Genomic DNA, 14,048 nt, shown 5'->3' with positions numbered 1-14,048 from the left:
TCAACCCTTGGCCTGCTGCCACAAGGTTTCGAGCTCCTCAAGGTCCATCTCAGCGAGCGGGCGCTGCGCGAGTGCCTCGACGGTGCGGAAGCGCGCTTCGAACTTGTCGACCGCGCCGCGCAGCGCCGCTTCGGGGTCGATGTCGAGGTGGCGGGCGTAATTGACGATCGAGAAGAGCAGGTCGCCTAGCTCGTTGACCCGCTCGTCGTGCGAGCCCGCGTCGTCGAGCTCGGCCAGCTCCTCGTCGATCTTGGCGCGCGGACCGCTGGGATCCGGCCAGTCGAAGCCGCCGCGCGCGGCGCGCTTCTGGATCTTCTCGGCGCGCTTCAACGCCGGCAAGGCGAGCGCCACCCCGGCGAGCAGGCTCGGATCCTGCTTCTCGCCGCGCTCGGCCGCCTTGAGCGCTTCCCAGCCCGGGCTTTCCGCCTGGTCGCCGAACACATGGGGGTGGCGGCGGACCATCTTGTCGCAAACCGCCGTCATGACGTCATCGATCGTAAAAGCGCCTGATTCCTCAGCGATCCGAGCATGATAGACGACCTGGAGCTGCAGGTCGCCAAGCTCATCCTTGAGTTCGGCAAGGTCGCCGCGGCGGATCGCGTCGGCGACTTCATAGGCTTCCTCGATCGTATAAGGCGCGATCGTCTCGAACGTCTGTTCGCGATCCCAGGCGCAACCGCCATCTGGATCGCGCAAGCGGCGCATGATCTCGATCAGGCGGGGGAGCCCTGTACCGGTGGGGGCCGCTCTGGCATCATCCATCTAAAAGTCCGATAATATACATTATGTAAAATTTGGAGTGTGACATCTCGCCACCCTAGGCACCGGCGAAATGCGCGCAAGCGACTTCGGCCTCGCTGGCCGCCAAGCCCTCACGTCCCCCGTGCGATGTCATCGAACGGACCGGAACGTCGCGCAGATCGAACGCCCCTTGTTTCCCGGTCATCGTCAATCAGCAAGGCTTGGCGGGAGCGCATCCTGTTCGCGTCCCATCTGCCTCGTCCACGCCCAGCGGACTAAGGACTTCTCCTTATGGAATTTCATCCCTTAGAGCCGGAACATACGCGCTCCGATCCGATGTACGCTCGCATGAAGAGCCTTCAAGGAGAAGAGACGTGAAACCTCCGCTCCTGCTTTGCCTGCCGTTGCTCGTCGCAGCAGCCCATCATGAGCCGGGAGCTATCTCGACGCAGCCGGTGGCGCCCGCCGAGGGGCAAGCTTTGGCGCAGGTCTCCTGCGCCGCCTGCCATGGTACCGGCCGATCCGATATGTCGCCCCGTTCCAACGCGCCGTCCTTCGAGGTCATCGTTAATAAGGAAGGCCTGACAGCCGAAACGCTTGCGGCCTGGCTTCGCGGCGCCCACAATTATCCGCGCGAGATGGACTTCTATCTCCGGGAGCCCGAAGTGCGAGCCCTGGTCGATTACATGATGACGCTGAGGGACCCGAGTTATCGGCGAACCCCGGACTGGTAACCTGCGGCGCCGCCGCACCTACCCAGGCGACAGGTTCCTGGCCTGCCACCAGGGTCGAGACGCCCGGCCCCGACGTAGCGATCGCGACCCCGGCCCTCCCCGAAAGCCGACCGATGCCGCCGGCGAGAAGACCGCAGACCATCGGCTTGAAGGCCGGACGGTAGCGATTGGTCGCGAATAGCCCTATTCTATCGAGAGCATTGGTGGGAGGAGACCCCGAATGCAGCCTGGGTCGCTATCGGATTGGCTGTCCGATCTGTCCGTTCCTGCAATTGCGATCGGAACGTTCGCGCTGATGCTGATCTCGGCCGCGGGGGGCCAGGTGGTGCGCCGTGCCGCAAGGCGCCGTGCGCGCCATCGGGAGCAGGAAACCGAGTCCTCGGTCGCGCAGGAAGGCTATTTGCTTGGGGGCGTGCTCGGGCTTCTCGGGCTGTTGCTTGGCTTCACCTTTGGAATGGCACTCAACCGCTACGAGACGCGGCGCGAGCTGGTAACGCAGGAAGCCAATGCGATCGGCACCGCCTATTTGCGCGCCCAGCTCCTCGACGAGCCTCATCGTGGAGCGCTCAGCAAGCTCCTGGTGAACTACACCCAGAACCGCATTCAGCTTGCGACCGCAGGTGCGGGTGCCGGCGACTATCTCAGGCGCAACGACGCCCTGCTGGTGGAGATCTGGGCAAATGTGAAGGCGGCGCGCGACTCCGCTGCGGCGCACGGGCTGACGACCGCCCTGCTGACGACCTTCAACGAGGTGATCGATCTCGATGCCAAGCGAAAGATCGCCTGGGATCTGCGCGTTCCGGTCGAGGTGCTGTTGCTCATCATCGTCTATCTGGGCGTCACTGCCGCCGTGGTCGGTCGCCAGGTGGACGGACCGCGCGGCAAGCGCGCCGCGCTTGTCCTGTTTCTTCTGGTCTCGCTCTCCATCACCATCATTGCGGACCTCAACCGTCCGGTATCGGGTCATGCCCGCGAGTCCCAGAAGGCAATGATCATGCTCCTCGAGACCCTCAAGTCGCAGCCACCCCAACGTTTCGATCGCTGAGGCACCCGGCCCCACGCTTCCGCGAAGTGGGAATGCAGCGCAGATCAGAATTCTGGAGTATCTGCCGCCGCTCCAGACGCCGTCGCGACATCTCTCCCTGGCATGCGCATGGCGGGTGAGCGCAGCTTTGCGTCGGCCGACAGCTCGATTGACATGCATTGCGTATGCGACATACTCACTTTGTGCTGTCGCAGCGTCCTTCGCGGCGGCAAATGACATGCGGCGTGTGACCAGGGGCGCCTTCCATAGGAGCTGCCAAGCGTCCCGAACTCAACGAGGGATCCAGCTGAACCATAAGGAGAAAATCAATGGGCGAGGAGATGCCGGTGGTTAAAATGGATGTGAAGGTGACCTCTCCGACCACCCTTTCGAACAGTTTCGTCGGGGAGACGTTCCAGATCTGCGTCGTCACCGCAGACATATACCGGACGCTCGAGCAGTTCGTCCGCATCGGGATCGGACCGTGGAAGATCTACACGTTCAACGACGATCTGATCGAAGACCTCGTCTATCGCGGCGAGAAGAACGGCCATTCGGCGCGGCTCGCGATCGCCTGGTCGGGCGCGATGTGGTGGGAAGTCATCCAGCCGCTCACTGGCAATTCGATCTACAGCGAATGGCTCGAAAAGCACGGCGACAGCATCCACCACGTCGCCGTCGACTGCAACGGCATGAGCTATGAGGATCGGATCAAGGAATTCGTCCGCCGCGGCTATACGGTCACCCAGAGCGGCCGCTTCATGGGCCAGGTGCCTTATTGTTATGTCGATACCGAGAATTCGACCGGCTTTGGGGTCGAGCTCGTCGAGCTGCCGGAGAATTTTTCGCTTCCCGAACCGGAAGAATGGTATCCCGGCCCTCCCCCTGCATGAGCGGGCGGCCTGGTTGCCCGGTGCGCTTAGGGTTTGAGCACCAGCCAGCGCCCTTCGACGCCCCACCCGGACAAGGATGACAGGAAGTTCATCCCGATCACATTGACCTCTCCGAAGCCCTCGCTGATGTGGACGGCGACGTCTTCGCGTTCGATCGTGCCGATTGCGAGCCGCTCGGCGCGGCCGCGCTCGACCCGCGCCATCCCGTTGGCGGTCTGCACGACCGCCGGCATTCCGCTCGGCTCGATCCCGGCAGCGCGCGCGGTCGAGGTCGAGATGCTGGTGATCGTGGCGCCGCTGTCGATCATGAACGTCGCGCTCCTGCCGTTGATCGTCGCGGCGACCCAGAAATGCCCGTCGGGCGACTGGCGGATGCGCATTGTCTCGCCTTCGGCGACCGCGCTCGTGCCGGGCCGCGCCTGGGCCATGACATGCCGGCCAAGATCGACGAAATCGTCCTTGAGCGTGAACGCGACGAAGGCTGCCGCGAAGATCAGCGCCCAGGCCGCCGCCATCTGCAGGCTTTTGCGGACCGGAACACGCTGCGCCAGCAGCGCGCTCAGCACCAGCACGAGCACGCCCAGCAGATAGATGAAGTTCACCGCCTGATCGCCGGCGCTCATAAGTCGATCGCCATGCCGTCGTAACCGGGCTCGACATCCTCTCGAAGCATCGCACGAAGCGCCTGATAATCCATCGAATTATCCATGTGCGTGAGGATCGCGCGCCGCGGCGCGATGCGATCGATCCAGGCCAGCGCCTGATCGAGATGCGGGTGGGTCGGGTGCGGGCGCCGCCGCAGCGCATCGACGATCCAAAGGTCGACGCCCTTGAACTGCGCCGCCATTTCTTCGGTCAGCACATTGAAATCGGTCGAATAAACGATTGAGCGCCCGCCGGCGTCGAAGCGGATCCCCGCCGAAGTGATCGGGCCGTGCGGCTGATCGACGATCGCGATCGCGAGTTCGCCGATCGTCAGCCGGTCAGGAAGCAGATGGGCCTCGGCTATCGCCGGATAGCCGCCGGCACCGTTGAACACATAGCCGAAACGTTGATGCAGGCTGTCGAGCGTCTCCTGCCGCGCATAGCCCGGGATCGGAGCGCCGCGGAAATGGTAGAGCTGGCGCAGATCGTCGATGCCGTGACAATGGTCGGCATGATCGTGCGTCCAGATCACGGCGCTCAGCGCGGTGACACCGGCGTCGATCAGCTGGTCGCGAAGATCGGGGCTGGTGTCGACCAGCACGCGCGTCTCCCCCTCCTCCACCAGGATCGACACGCGGCGGCGGCGGTTTTTTGGCTCGGCGGGATCGCATTCGCCCCAGTCGTTGCCGATACGCGGCACGCCCGATGAGGTGCCGCAGCCGAGGATGCGGACCTTCACCGCGCCGCGCCCGCCATTCAGGCCGCCTTGGCGAACAAGCTGCGGAAGTTCGCGCTCGTCGCCTCGGCGAGCCGCTCAAGCGGCTCGCCGCGCAACGTGGCCAGGAAGCGGGCGGTGTCGGCGACGAACGCCGGCTCGCACGGCCGCCCGCGATGCGGCACCGGCGCGAGGAATGGACTATCGGTCTCGATCAGCAGCCGCTCGAGCGGCAATGCCCGGGCGGTTTCCTGCAGGTCGCGCGCGTTCTTGAACGTGACGATGCCCGAGATCGAGATATAAAGGCCGAGATCGAGCGCCTTGCGGGCGAAATCGGTGCTCGCGGTGAAGCAATGGATGACGCCGCCGTAGCGCCCCTTCTCCATCTCCTCCGCGAGAATACCGGCGGTCTCGGCTTCGGCATCGCGCGTATGGACGATCACCGGCAGGCCGCTTTCGCGCGCGGCGGCGATATGGGCGCGAAAGCTGGCCGCCTGGCGAGCGCGGTCGGAGCGGTCGTAGTAGAAATCGAGCCCGGTCTCGCCGATGCCGGCGACCCGCGGATGCTGCGCCTTGTCGACCAGGGTTGCCGTCTCGACGTCGGGATGGGTGTCGGCGTCATGGGGATGGACGCCGACCGACGCCCACACGTCATCCTCGCGCTCGGCGACGGCGATCACCTCGTCCCATTCGCTCGCGCGGGTCGAGATGTTGAGCATCGTCGTGACGTCGGCTGCGCGCGCGCGGCGAAGCACCCCCTCCTGGTCCTCGACCAGCCCCTTGTAGTTGAGGTGGCAATGGCTGTCGGTGAACATCAGGCCTCGGTCTGAACTGCGTCTGCCGGCATCTCCAGCCGTGGGAATATGGGGGTCGGCGCCTGGAGGCGAAAGCCCGACGCAGCCAGCCTCGAATAGCGTTGCTCGTCGGCCAGCGCGGCATAAGTGCGCTCCTCCGCCGCGATGCCCATCTGGTCGAGCAAGCGTCCTGCGGAGGCTGGGATCACCGGCAGGATCGCGATCGCGAGGTCGCGGATCGCGGCATAGAGCGTCGCGAGCACGGACTGCATCCGCTCCGGGTCGGTCTTGCGCAGCGCCCACGGCGCCTGGGCGTCGATATATTGGTTGCAGGCGAACACCGCGCGCAGCCACGCCTCGATGCTGTGCGACAGCGCCAATTCCTCGAACGCGCGCGGCACCTCCTCGCGCGTCGCTGCCGAAACCAAAGCGAGCAGCTCCTGATCGGCCGGAGCGCCCTTCCCCCCTTCGGGAAGCACGCCGTCGCAATTCTTGGCAATGAACGACAAGGTGCGCTGCGCGAGATTGCCGAAGCTGTTGGCGAGATCGGCGTTGACCCGATTGACGATCGCCTCGGCGCCGTAGCTGCCGTCCTGGCCGAAGGTCACCTCGCGCAGCAGGAAGTAGCGCAATTGGTCGACCCCGAACGCCTCGGCGAGCGCGAGCGGATCGACGACGTTGCCGACCGACTTGGACATTTTCTCGCCGCGGTTGAGCAGGAAACCGTGGCCGAACACCTGGCGCGGCAGCGCGAGGCCCGCCGACATCAGGAACGCCGGCCAATAGACCGCGTGGAAGCGGATGATGTCCTTGCCGATGATGTGGATATTGGCCGGCCAGAACTTCCTGTAAGCCTCTGTATCGTCCGGATAACCCACGCCGGTCAGATAATTGGTCAGCGCGTCGACCCAGACGTACATGACATGATCGGGCGCACCGGGAACCTTGACGCCCCAATCGAAGCTGCTGCGCGAGATCGACAGGTCGGAGAGCCCGCCCTCGACGAAGCGCACGACCTCGTTGCGGCGCGTTTCCGGGCGGATGAAGTCGGGATGGTCGCGATAATGCGCAAGCAGGCGCTCCTGATAGGCGGACAGCCGGAAGAACCAGCTTTCCTCGACCGTCCATTCGACGACCGTCCCTTGCGGCGACAGGCGCTGCCCATCGTCGCCGTCGACCAGCTCCTTCTCGTCGTAATAAGCTTCGTCGCGAACTGAATACCAGCCTTCGTAGCGGCCGAGGTAGATGTCGCCGCGGTCGACCATCGCCTGCCATAGGGCTTGGCTGGCACGATGATGATCGGGCTCGGTGGTGCGGATGAAACGATCGTATGAGATGTTCAGACGATCATCCATCTGCTTGAAATAGGCCGACATCTCCTCGGCGAGCGCCGCCGGCTCGATGCCTTTGTCGCGGGCGGTCTGGGCCATTTTCAGACCGTGCTCGTCGGTTCCGGTCAGGAAGAAGACGTCGCGCCCGGCGAGCCGCTGGAAGCGCGCGATCGCGTCGGTGGCGATCGCCTCATAGGCATGGCCGATGTGCGGACGCCCGTTGGGGTAGCTGATCGCGGTGGTGATGTAGAAAGGGTCAGCCATCTGCCTTTTGGTCACGATTCTGTGGATTTGCGAGCGCCGCGAGCATCCCGGCGAGCTCGAAGACGACACTCTGGGGTTCGAGCGACAGCGGCGTTGCGCTCCCGGCCAGGTCGTGCGCCCTTTCCCATAAGCGCAGCGCCTCGGCAAGCGGGGGGCCCCGGCGCTGCTTGGCTTGGGCGGCGATCACCGAGGGCACGCGCGCGAGGAACGCCTCGTAACGCGGCTGCGCCGCCTTGCCCGACAAGCTCTGGACGAGCCGGCTGCGCTTGGCATTGGTCGGATCGCCGTTGCGCACCAGATCGTCGAGCGCTGCGTCGAGCGTGTCGATCTCGAGCCCGCGGAATGCGATCGCCCGCCCGGGCGACCCTCCTCCCGCGCGCACCAGTCCGGCGATCTCCTCGTCGTCCGCTTGGGGAAGCGCCGCCTGCAAAGCTGACGTCATGGCGTCATCGCCGAGCGGAGACAGGCGCAACTGGCGGCAGCGCGAGCGCAAGGTCGGCAGCACGCGCTCCGATGCGTGGCTCACCAGGAAGAACACGCATTTGGCGGGCGGCTCCTCGAGATTCTTGAGCAAGGCGTTCGCCGCGGAACGTTCGAGATCGTCGACCGAGTCGATCACCACCGCCCGCCACGGCGACAGCGCCGGGGTGTTGGCGAACAGCCGTTGCAGCGCGCGGACCTGGTCGACGACGATGCTGCGCGCGAGCTCGCCCGACGGTTCGCGCGTCAGCCGTTCGAGCACGGCATATTCCGGGTGGCTTCCGGCCTCGATCAGGCTCACCGCCGGATGAGCATCGGGGACATCGAACGGCGCTCCGCCGCCTCCCGGGCCGCCCGCCGCGTTGCCCGCCCCTTCGGCGAGCAGCCTCAGCGCCGCCTTGCGTGCGAACAGGCCCTTGCCGATGCCTTCGGGCCCGCTGATCAACCAGGCATGGTGGAGCCGGCCGCTCGCGAGCCCTGCGCTGAACTCGGCGATCGCCTGATCATGGCCGATCAACGGGGTCACAGCAAATCCTCGAGCGCGTGGAGCAGCTTGCCGGTCACCTGCTCGGGCGGACCATCGGCGTCGATCGTGCGAAATCGATGGGGCTCATCGGTGGCGAGCGCGGCGAAGGCCGCGGCGACCGCACCGTGATAGGCCGCGTCGCGCGCGCCGATGCGGTCTGCCCCATCGCCGTCGCGGCGGCGTGCTCGTGCCGCGGCCGCCTCAGCGGGGAGCCGAAGCAGCAAGGTCCGGTCCGGGAGCAGGCCGCCGCTGCCGATCTCGTGGAGCTGCCTGATCGCATCGGCGCCGACGCCGCCGGCGCCGCCCTGATAGGCGAGCGAGCTGTCGAGGAAGCGGTCGCACAGCACCCATCTGCCCTCCGCGAGCGCCGGCCTGATCGTCCGCGCGACATGGTCCGCGCGCGCCGCGGCGAACAACAAGGCTTCGGCGGGTGCCGACCAGCGCTCCTGGTCGCCCTCGAGCAGCAGCCGGCGGATCGCCTCGGCGCCGGTGCTGCCGCCGGGCTCGCGCGTCTCGACGACTTCGTGGCCGCGTTCGCGCAGCGCCGCCGCGAGCCGATCCAGCTGGGTCGACTTGCCGACCCCCTCCCCGCCTTCGAGCGTGATGAAGCGCCCTGGCATGCTCAGGCTGCCATGCTCAGCCGAAGAACGAGGCGAGGCCGGCCCAGATCCGCCCGAAGAAGCCCGCCTCGCCGACCGCTTTCTCCGCCACCAGCGGCATCGTCTGCGGGGTGGTGTCGCCGGTGGTGATGACGAGATCGGCGATATGCTGGCCGGCCTTGATCGGCGCCTTGACCGGGCCGTTGTAGACGATCTTGACCCGGATATTGCCCTTGGCCGTGCCGGTCGGAAGCGTCACGGCGAGGTTGCGCGGCGCGACCAGCCCGACCTGATCCTCGTCGCCGAGCTGGACCTGAGCTTCGCCGACTCTTTTGCCCTTGGGGTAGAGCGGCTGCGCCGACCAGGCGCGGAAGCCCCAGTTCATGAACTTGACCGATTCCTCGATGCGCTGATTGAAGCTGGTGAGCCCGGCGACGACCATCACCAGCCGCCGCCCATTCTGCTCGGCCGACCCGGTGAAGCCGTAGCCGGCTTCCTCGGTGTGCCCGGTCTTGAGGCCGTCGGCGCCGGCGATCCGCCCCAGCAACGGGTTACGGTTGCCCTGGGTGATCGGATTGCCCGCGCCCATCGTCCGCCCCCAGGTGAATTCGAGCTGGGTATAGAATTGCTTGTAGAGGTCGGGCGTGCCCTGGATCGTCGCCTCGGCCAAGGTCGCGAGATCGCGCGCGGTGGTGTAGGTGACGCCTTCGTCGGGCCAGCCGTTGGAATTGCCGAAGTTGGAATTGTTCATTCCAAGCCGCTTGGCTTCCTCGTTCATCAGCGCGGCGAACGCCGGCTCGGTGCCGCGGATGCATTCGGCCAGGACGACGCTCGCATCGTTGCCCGAGAGCGTGACGATGCCGTGCAGCAGATTGCGCACGCTAACCTGCTCACCCGGGGAGAGGAACATCGTCGAGCCCGCCTGCGGCCCGTGCCATTGCTGCCAGGTCTCGGGCCGCACCGTGCACATCTGCTCGAGCTTGAGCTCGCCCGACTTGATCAGGTTGAACGCGATATGGGTGGTCATCATCTTCGCCATCGATGCCGGCGGCATGCGCCGATCCGCATCCTTCGCGTAGAGCACCGCGCCCGACGAGAGATCCTTGAGGAAGGCGACCGGCGCGGGCGTGTCGAACGGCGGCGCGGCGGCTTCGGCCGGAAGCGTGAGGGCGGTGGCAAACAACCCGACAAGCAGCGCCTTAGGCTTCATAGATCAACTTTCCCGAATGTGGCCCGACATAATGGTGCGGCGTGAGATCGCCCGCCGCGATCCGCCGATCGCCACCCTTAACCACTGGGTTGCCGGTTCGCCAGCCGGTTCGGCGCTCGCCGGCCGCTTCAGCGCTCGCCAGCCGCTTCAGCGCTCGACAGCGTCGGCGAGCAAGCCCACCGACAAGGCGTAGAAATTCGAACAATTATAATCGAGGATCGCGCGGTAATTGGTGGTGAGCAGATAGGCCGGGGCGCCGCGGCCGTCAGGCTCGATCAGGCTTGCCAGCTCGCGGTCGCCGAGGCGCGCGCTGCCTTGCGGGATGACGCCGAGCGCGCGCCACTCGCCGATCGTCAGCCAGCGCGTGTGGCGCTGGTGGACCCGGCCGCAACGGGGCGAGACGAGGCGCGTAGCAAGCGAAGCCCGGTCGAGGTTGAACGGGACGCTCGCCCGCACGCCCCACGGCACGTTCGGCTTCCAGCCGGCATTGCTGAGGTAGTTGGCGATCGACGCCAGCGCATCCGCCTGGCTGCCCCAGATGTCGGCGCGGCCGTTGCGGTCCCAATCGACCGCGAGGCGGAGATAGACGCTCGGCAGGAATTGGGGATAGCCGGTCGCGCCGGCCCAGCTGCCTTTGAGCTGACTGCGCGGAATGCCGCGGTCGATCAGCTTCAGGGTCGCGATGAACTCGTCGGCGAACAATTGGCGCCGCCGCCCCTCGTAAGCGAGCGAGGCGAGCGAATCGAGCAGATCGAAATTGCCCGTGACGGCGCCGTAGCTGGTCTCATGGCCCCAGATCGCGACCAGCACCGACGGCGTGACGCCGTAACGCCGTGCGATGTCGGTGAGCTGCGCGCGATTGGCGACATAGCGGCTCGCCCCGCGCGCGATCAGATCGGGCGTGACATGGCGTTGCTGATAGGGCGCGAACGGGGGGATCGCCGGGCTGCCCGCAGTGCCCCCGGGCTGCGCCTGATCGAGCTCGATCGTCCGCGCGCTGAAGCTCAGGCCGGGGAAGATCCGGTCGATCGTGGCGCGGCTGACGCCGGCGGCCAGCGCTTGCGCGCGCAGCGCCGGCAGATAGGCGCGGAACCCCTCGGCGCTATAGGCCCCGCTTTGCGCGATCGCGGGCGCCGCTGGGGGCATGATGGCGGCAGCAATGGCCACGGCGAGGCAGGACAATCGACGCATACTCACCCCTTTACACTCCGGCCGTCAAACTCCGGCCCTTAAACTTCCGCCCCTTAAGCTCACCCCTTAAGCTCAGGCCCCTCAACTCAGGTGGGCGTGCCACAGGCCGAAGCGGCCTCAAATCCGGTCCATCGCACCAGCGGCACGCCAGGGCTCAAACGCGGGCGGCACACTGGCCCCGCCACGCGCTCCGGGGCAGGTTCGAGCATCGGCCGATCAGGCGCGCAACGTCGACATGAACCCCTGTGAGAGGCGGCGGTTGCAGTGAAACGCGCATATTCTCGCTCCGTTGCCCGGCTGGAACGTTTCTCCAATAGTCACGTTGGGCGGGGGCAAACGTGTGGGCCGCCGCGGCATCCGATCACGGCGTTTGTTGAGGAGTGGACCAAGTTCATCCTCGGCCCGATTTGCGAGGAGATGCATATGAACCATGTAAAAACGTCCACCTTGGCGCTGGCGCTTGCCGGCTCCCTCTCGCTCACCGCATGCGAGACGACCCCCCAGGAGGAAAATACGCTTCAGAGCGCCGGAACGGGCGCTGCGATCGGAGCGGTCGCTGGCGCGGGTGTCGGGGCAGTCGTCGGCGGCCTCTCGCCGATCGCAGGTGCCGCGATCGGTGCGGCCGTAGGCGGTCTTGCCGGTGCCGTCTGGGCGGACCAGGACAAGGACGGCTATGCTGACGGTTATGTCCGCGAAGGCCAATATTATCAGGGCGCTCCTGCCGCCCCCGCTCCGGCAGCTTACGAGCCGCCGCCTCAAGTCCGCAGCGGCGAGCGAGGCTGATAACCCACCGTCTATGCGTTTGATGTTCCACCATCGCGCCGGCCCTCAGCGGCCGGCGCGTACCCCCCCTTCCCGGACTTGGCTCGTTGCCACGACCGTCGCGCTGGCGGCGGCTCCGGCCGTGCTGCAGGCGCAGGGCCCCGTTCCGACTTACGCGTCGTCGGCTGCTTCTGGGGCCGCGGTCGAGGCAGCGCTGCGCTCCGAAGGCGGGCCCCGCGACGTCCGCGCCTTCTACAAGGCGCGCGGCTATCGCCCTTTATGGATCCGCGGCGCGACGATCGGCGCCGAGGCCGACCAGTTCCTCGATCTGGTCGCGACGGCTGACGTCGAAGGCCTCGATCCGGACGATTACCGGCCGCAGGCGCTGGCCGATGCGATCGACGAGGCGCGAACCGGCGCGCCCGAGGCGCTGGCCAAGGCCGAGATGCTGCTCTCGCGGCGCTTCACGGATTATGTTCGCGATGTTCGCAAGCAGCGCGCCGCCGCCATGCATTATGTCGAGAAGCCGCTGGCACCGAGGGTGCCGAAGGCCCGCGAAGTGCTCGATGCCGCGGCAGCCGCGCCGTCGTTGCGGCAGCATCTCGACGATATCGGATGGATGCACCCGATCTACGGCAAGCTTCGCAATGCGCTCGCCGCCGCTTTGGCTGGTGCGCCGCCACGATCGCAAGCGCCGCTTCCCGCCGGTCCGACGCTTGGTCTCGGCGCAACCGGCGAGCGCGTCGCCTTGCTTCGCGAGCGCCTCGGCCTTGAGCGCGATGGCCAGTTCGACGCCTCGGTGGCGAGTGCGCTGCGCCGCTTCCAGGCGGCCAATGGCCTGCCCCAGGACGGCCGGCTCGGCCCCCGCACGCTCGCCGCGATCAATCGTCCCGCTCCGGCCGCCCGCGGCGCTTCGCCGGAGCAGCAGCAATTGTTGCGCATCAATCTGCAGCGCGCCCGCGCCTTGCCGGCCGATCCGCGCGGCCGCCACATCCTCGTCGATGCCGCCTCGGCCCGCCTCTATGCCTATGAAGACGGGCAGGTGCGCGACACGATGCGAGTCGTGGTCGGAAAGCCGAGCGAGCAGACGCCGATGATGGCCGGCGTCATCCGCTTCGCGATGGTCAATCCCTATTGGAACATTCCGCCGGATCTTGTCCGCAAGCGGGTCGCCGCCGGCGTGCTCGAGCATGGCGAAGGCTTTCTCCGCGAGAAGCATTATCAGATATTGTCCGACTGGTCGGACAGGGCGCGGGTCGTCGATCCGGCGATGGTCGATTGGAAAGCGGTGCTCGACGGCCCGCAGGAGCTGCGCGTCCGCCAGCTTCCAAACCCTGAGAATGCGATGGGCAAGATGAAGTTCATGTTCCCGAACGCGCTCGGCATCTACCTCCACGACACGCCCGAGAAGGATCTGCTCCGCAAGGACGAGCGCCAGTTCAGCTCCGGCTGCGTGCGCCTCGAGGACGCGGCGCGCCTGGCGCGCTGGCTGTTCGGCAAGCCGCTCAAGGTACCGGCCGGCCCGCCCGAATCGCGGGTGGACCTGCCGCGGCCGGTGCCGGTCTACATCACCTATCTGACGGCGGCTCCCGAAGGGCGCGGCATCGCGTTCCGATCGGACGTCTACGGCCGTGACGGCGCGCAGATGGCGAGATCGAAAGGCCGGGTGTTCGCGGGGCGCTGACCGGCTTAACCGTGTGCAGCCTCAGACACAATTCCGGTTTGATTGAACCCGGATTGCGTCTAATTTTCTTTGTTTTTCCGTGATTTCCGAGTCGTCAGGTGATTCTACCTGACTTGAAATCACTCTACCGCCGCAGGCCCCATTGATAGAAAAGGCTGATCGTCTCCGGCACCGGTCGCCCCTCCGCGTCGCGTGCCGGGAGGTAGCGGAAGCGCTCCTCGATCAGCCTGCAGGTGGTCGTATCGAGCGCGGCATGGCCGCTCGAGCGGGTCACGGTGCAGCCCCCGGCCCGGCCGTCGGTGTCGACGGTGAAGCGCACATGGACGATGCCTTCCGCTCCTTCCCGCCGCGCCGCAGGCGGATAATCGCGGTCGCGCAGGCTGCCGCTGCGCCGCTGCGCATGCACCGCGCCGCCCGCTCCAGCCCCCTCGCCCCCGGCGCCCTGGCCGCTTCCC

15 protein-coding genes are annotated in these 14,048 nt (G+C 66.6%); 5 read left to right on the top strand and 10 right to left on the bottom strand.

Features of this window, described 5'->3' with window-relative positions:
• Complete coding sequence (mazG, locus tag V6M48_RS00315) at positions 1-762, bottom strand: nucleoside triphosphate pyrophosphohydrolase (RefSeq protein WP_332810523.1); 762 nt, start codon at positions 760-762, stop codon at positions 1-3.
• Between the two features lie 353 nt (positions 763-1,115).
• Here mazG and V6M48_RS00310 point away from each other — a divergent pair, with 353 nt between their 5' ends.
• The 3 genes from V6M48_RS00310 to V6M48_RS00300 all read left to right on the top strand — a co-directional run bounded on the left by V6M48_RS00310 (position 1,116) and on the right by V6M48_RS00300 (position 3,392).
• Positions 1,116-1,475: a cytochrome c gene (locus V6M48_RS00310; RefSeq protein WP_332810522.1), complete on the top strand. Its 360-nt coding sequence runs from the start codon at positions 1,116-1,118 to the stop codon at positions 1,473-1,475.
• 295 nt (positions 1,476-1,770) lie between these two features.
• Complete coding sequence (locus V6M48_RS00305) at positions 1,771-2,520, top strand: bestrophin-like domain (protein ID WP_332810521.1); 750 nt, start codon at positions 1,771-1,773, stop codon at positions 2,518-2,520.
• A gap of 308 nt (positions 2,521-2,828) precedes the next feature.
• Positions 2,829-3,392, top strand: a complete 564-nt coding sequence (locus tag V6M48_RS00300) for a VOC family protein (RefSeq protein WP_332810520.1) — start codon at positions 2,829-2,831, stop codon at positions 3,390-3,392.
• A 26-nt stretch (positions 3,393-3,418) separates the two neighbouring features.
• Here the strand turns inward: V6M48_RS00300 and V6M48_RS00295 are convergent, their stop codons facing one another.
• From V6M48_RS00295 to V6M48_RS00260, 8 genes are all read right to left on the bottom strand, one after another.
• Positions 3,419-4,015 carry a retropepsin-like aspartic protease family protein gene (locus tag V6M48_RS00295; RefSeq protein WP_332810519.1) on the bottom strand — a complete coding sequence of 199 codons (597 nt, stop codon included), beginning with the start codon at positions 4,013-4,015 and terminating at the stop codon, positions 3,419-3,421.
• Positions 4,012-4,776, bottom strand: a complete 765-nt coding sequence (locus V6M48_RS00290; protein WP_332810518.1) for an MBL fold metallo-hydrolase — start codon at positions 4,774-4,776, stop codon at positions 4,012-4,014. Before V6M48_RS00290 ends, V6M48_RS00295 begins: the two co-directional genes overlap by 4 nt.
• A 17-nt stretch (positions 4,777-4,793) precedes the next feature.
• Entirely contained in the window at positions 4,794-5,567 is a 774-nt protein-coding gene (locus tag V6M48_RS00285; RefSeq protein ID WP_332810517.1) for a TatD family hydrolase, read from the bottom strand.
• Positions 5,567-7,141, bottom strand: coding sequence for a methionine--tRNA ligase (metG, locus tag V6M48_RS00280; RefSeq protein WP_332810516.1), 1,575 nt, complete (start codon positions 7,139-7,141; stop codon positions 5,567-5,569). Before metG ends, V6M48_RS00285 begins: the two co-directional genes overlap by 1 nt.
• On the bottom strand, positions 7,134-8,147 hold the full coding sequence (locus V6M48_RS00275) for a DNA polymerase III subunit delta' (protein WP_332810515.1): 1,014 nt from the start codon (positions 8,145-8,147) through the stop codon (positions 7,134-7,136). The genes metG and V6M48_RS00275 overlap by 8 nt, the downstream gene beginning before the upstream one ends.
• Positions 8,144-8,767: a dTMP kinase gene (gene tmk / locus V6M48_RS00270; protein ID WP_332810514.1), complete on the bottom strand. Its 624-nt coding sequence runs from the start codon at positions 8,765-8,767 to the stop codon at positions 8,144-8,146. Before tmk ends, V6M48_RS00275 begins: the two co-directional genes overlap by 4 nt.
• 16 nt (positions 8,768-8,783) lie before the next feature.
• Positions 8,784-9,956, bottom strand: coding sequence for a D-alanyl-D-alanine carboxypeptidase family protein (locus V6M48_RS00265; protein ID WP_332810513.1), 1,173 nt, complete (start codon positions 9,954-9,956; stop codon positions 8,784-8,786).
• Positions 9,957-10,103: 147 nt separating this feature from the next.
• Positions 10,104-11,147, bottom strand: coding sequence for a lytic murein transglycosylase (locus tag V6M48_RS00260; protein ID WP_443019016.1), 1,044 nt, complete (start codon positions 11,145-11,147; stop codon positions 10,104-10,106).
• 423 nt (positions 11,148-11,570) lie between these two features.
• Between V6M48_RS00260 and V6M48_RS00255 the strand changes: the two genes are divergently transcribed.
• Both V6M48_RS00255 and V6M48_RS00250 read left to right on the top strand, forming a co-directional pair.
• On the top strand, positions 11,571-11,930 hold the full coding sequence (locus V6M48_RS00255) for a YMGG-like glycine zipper-containing protein (protein ID WP_332810512.1): 360 nt from the start codon (positions 11,571-11,573) through the stop codon (positions 11,928-11,930).
• A gap of 13 nt (positions 11,931-11,943) precedes the next feature.
• Positions 11,944-13,593, top strand: a complete 1,650-nt coding sequence (locus V6M48_RS00250) for a L,D-transpeptidase family protein (RefSeq protein WP_332810511.1) — start codon at positions 11,944-11,946, stop codon at positions 13,591-13,593.
• A 124-nt stretch (positions 13,594-13,717) separates the two neighbouring features.
• Here V6M48_RS00250 and V6M48_RS00245 read toward each other — a convergent pair.
• A partial coding sequence (locus tag V6M48_RS00245) for an energy transducer TonB (protein WP_332810510.1) occupies positions 13,718-14,048 on the bottom strand: 331 nt, incomplete at its 5' end.

The sequence above is a fragment of the Sphingomonas sp. genome, assembly GCF_036677245.1.
Lineage (GTDB): Bacteria > Pseudomonadota > Alphaproteobacteria > Sphingomonadales > Sphingomonadaceae > Allosphingosinicella.
The sequence above is the reverse complement of the archived record's forward strand: the minus strand, read 5'-3'. Positions and strand labels throughout refer to the sequence as shown.

Bases quoted from the DNA above. Each gene is read 5' to 3' on its own strand.
- V6M48_RS00305 (WP_332810521.1), top strand. From the start codon at position 1,771: ATGCTGATCTCGGCCGCGGGGGGCCAGGTGGTGCGCCGTGCCGCAAGG.
- tmk (WP_332810514.1), bottom strand. From the start codon at position 8,767: ATGCCAGGGCGCTTCATCACGCTCGAAGGCGGGGAGGGGGTCGGCAAG.
- V6M48_RS00255 (WP_332810512.1), top strand. From the start codon at position 11,571: ATGAACCATGTAAAAACGTCCACCTTGGCGCTGGCGCTTGCCGGCTCC.
- V6M48_RS00300 (WP_332810520.1), top strand. From the start codon at position 2,829: ATGGGCGAGGAGATGCCGGTGGTTAAAATGGATGTGAAGGTGACCTCT.
- V6M48_RS00250 (WP_332810511.1), top strand. From the start codon at position 11,944: ATGCGTTTGATGTTCCACCATCGCGCCGGCCCTCAGCGGCCGGCGCGT.
- metG (WP_332810516.1), bottom strand. From the start codon at position 7,141: ATGGCTGACCCTTTCTACATCACCACCGCGATCAGCTACCCCAACGGG.
- V6M48_RS00285 (WP_332810517.1), bottom strand. From the start codon at position 5,567: ATGTTCACCGACAGCCATTGCCACCTCAACTACAAGGGGCTGGTCGAG.
- mazG (WP_332810523.1), bottom strand. From the start codon at position 762: ATGGATGATGCCAGAGCGGCCCCCACCGGTACAGGGCTCCCCCGCCTG.
- V6M48_RS00295 (WP_332810519.1), bottom strand. From the start codon at position 4,015: ATGAGCGCCGGCGATCAGGCGGTGAACTTCATCTATCTGCTGGGCGTG.
- V6M48_RS00260 (WP_443019016.1), bottom strand. From the start codon at position 11,147: ATGCGTCGATTGTCCTGCCTCGCCGTGGCCATTGCTGCCGCCATCATG.
- V6M48_RS00265 (WP_332810513.1), bottom strand. From the start codon at position 9,956: ATGAAGCCTAAGGCGCTGCTTGTCGGGTTGTTTGCCACCGCCCTCACG.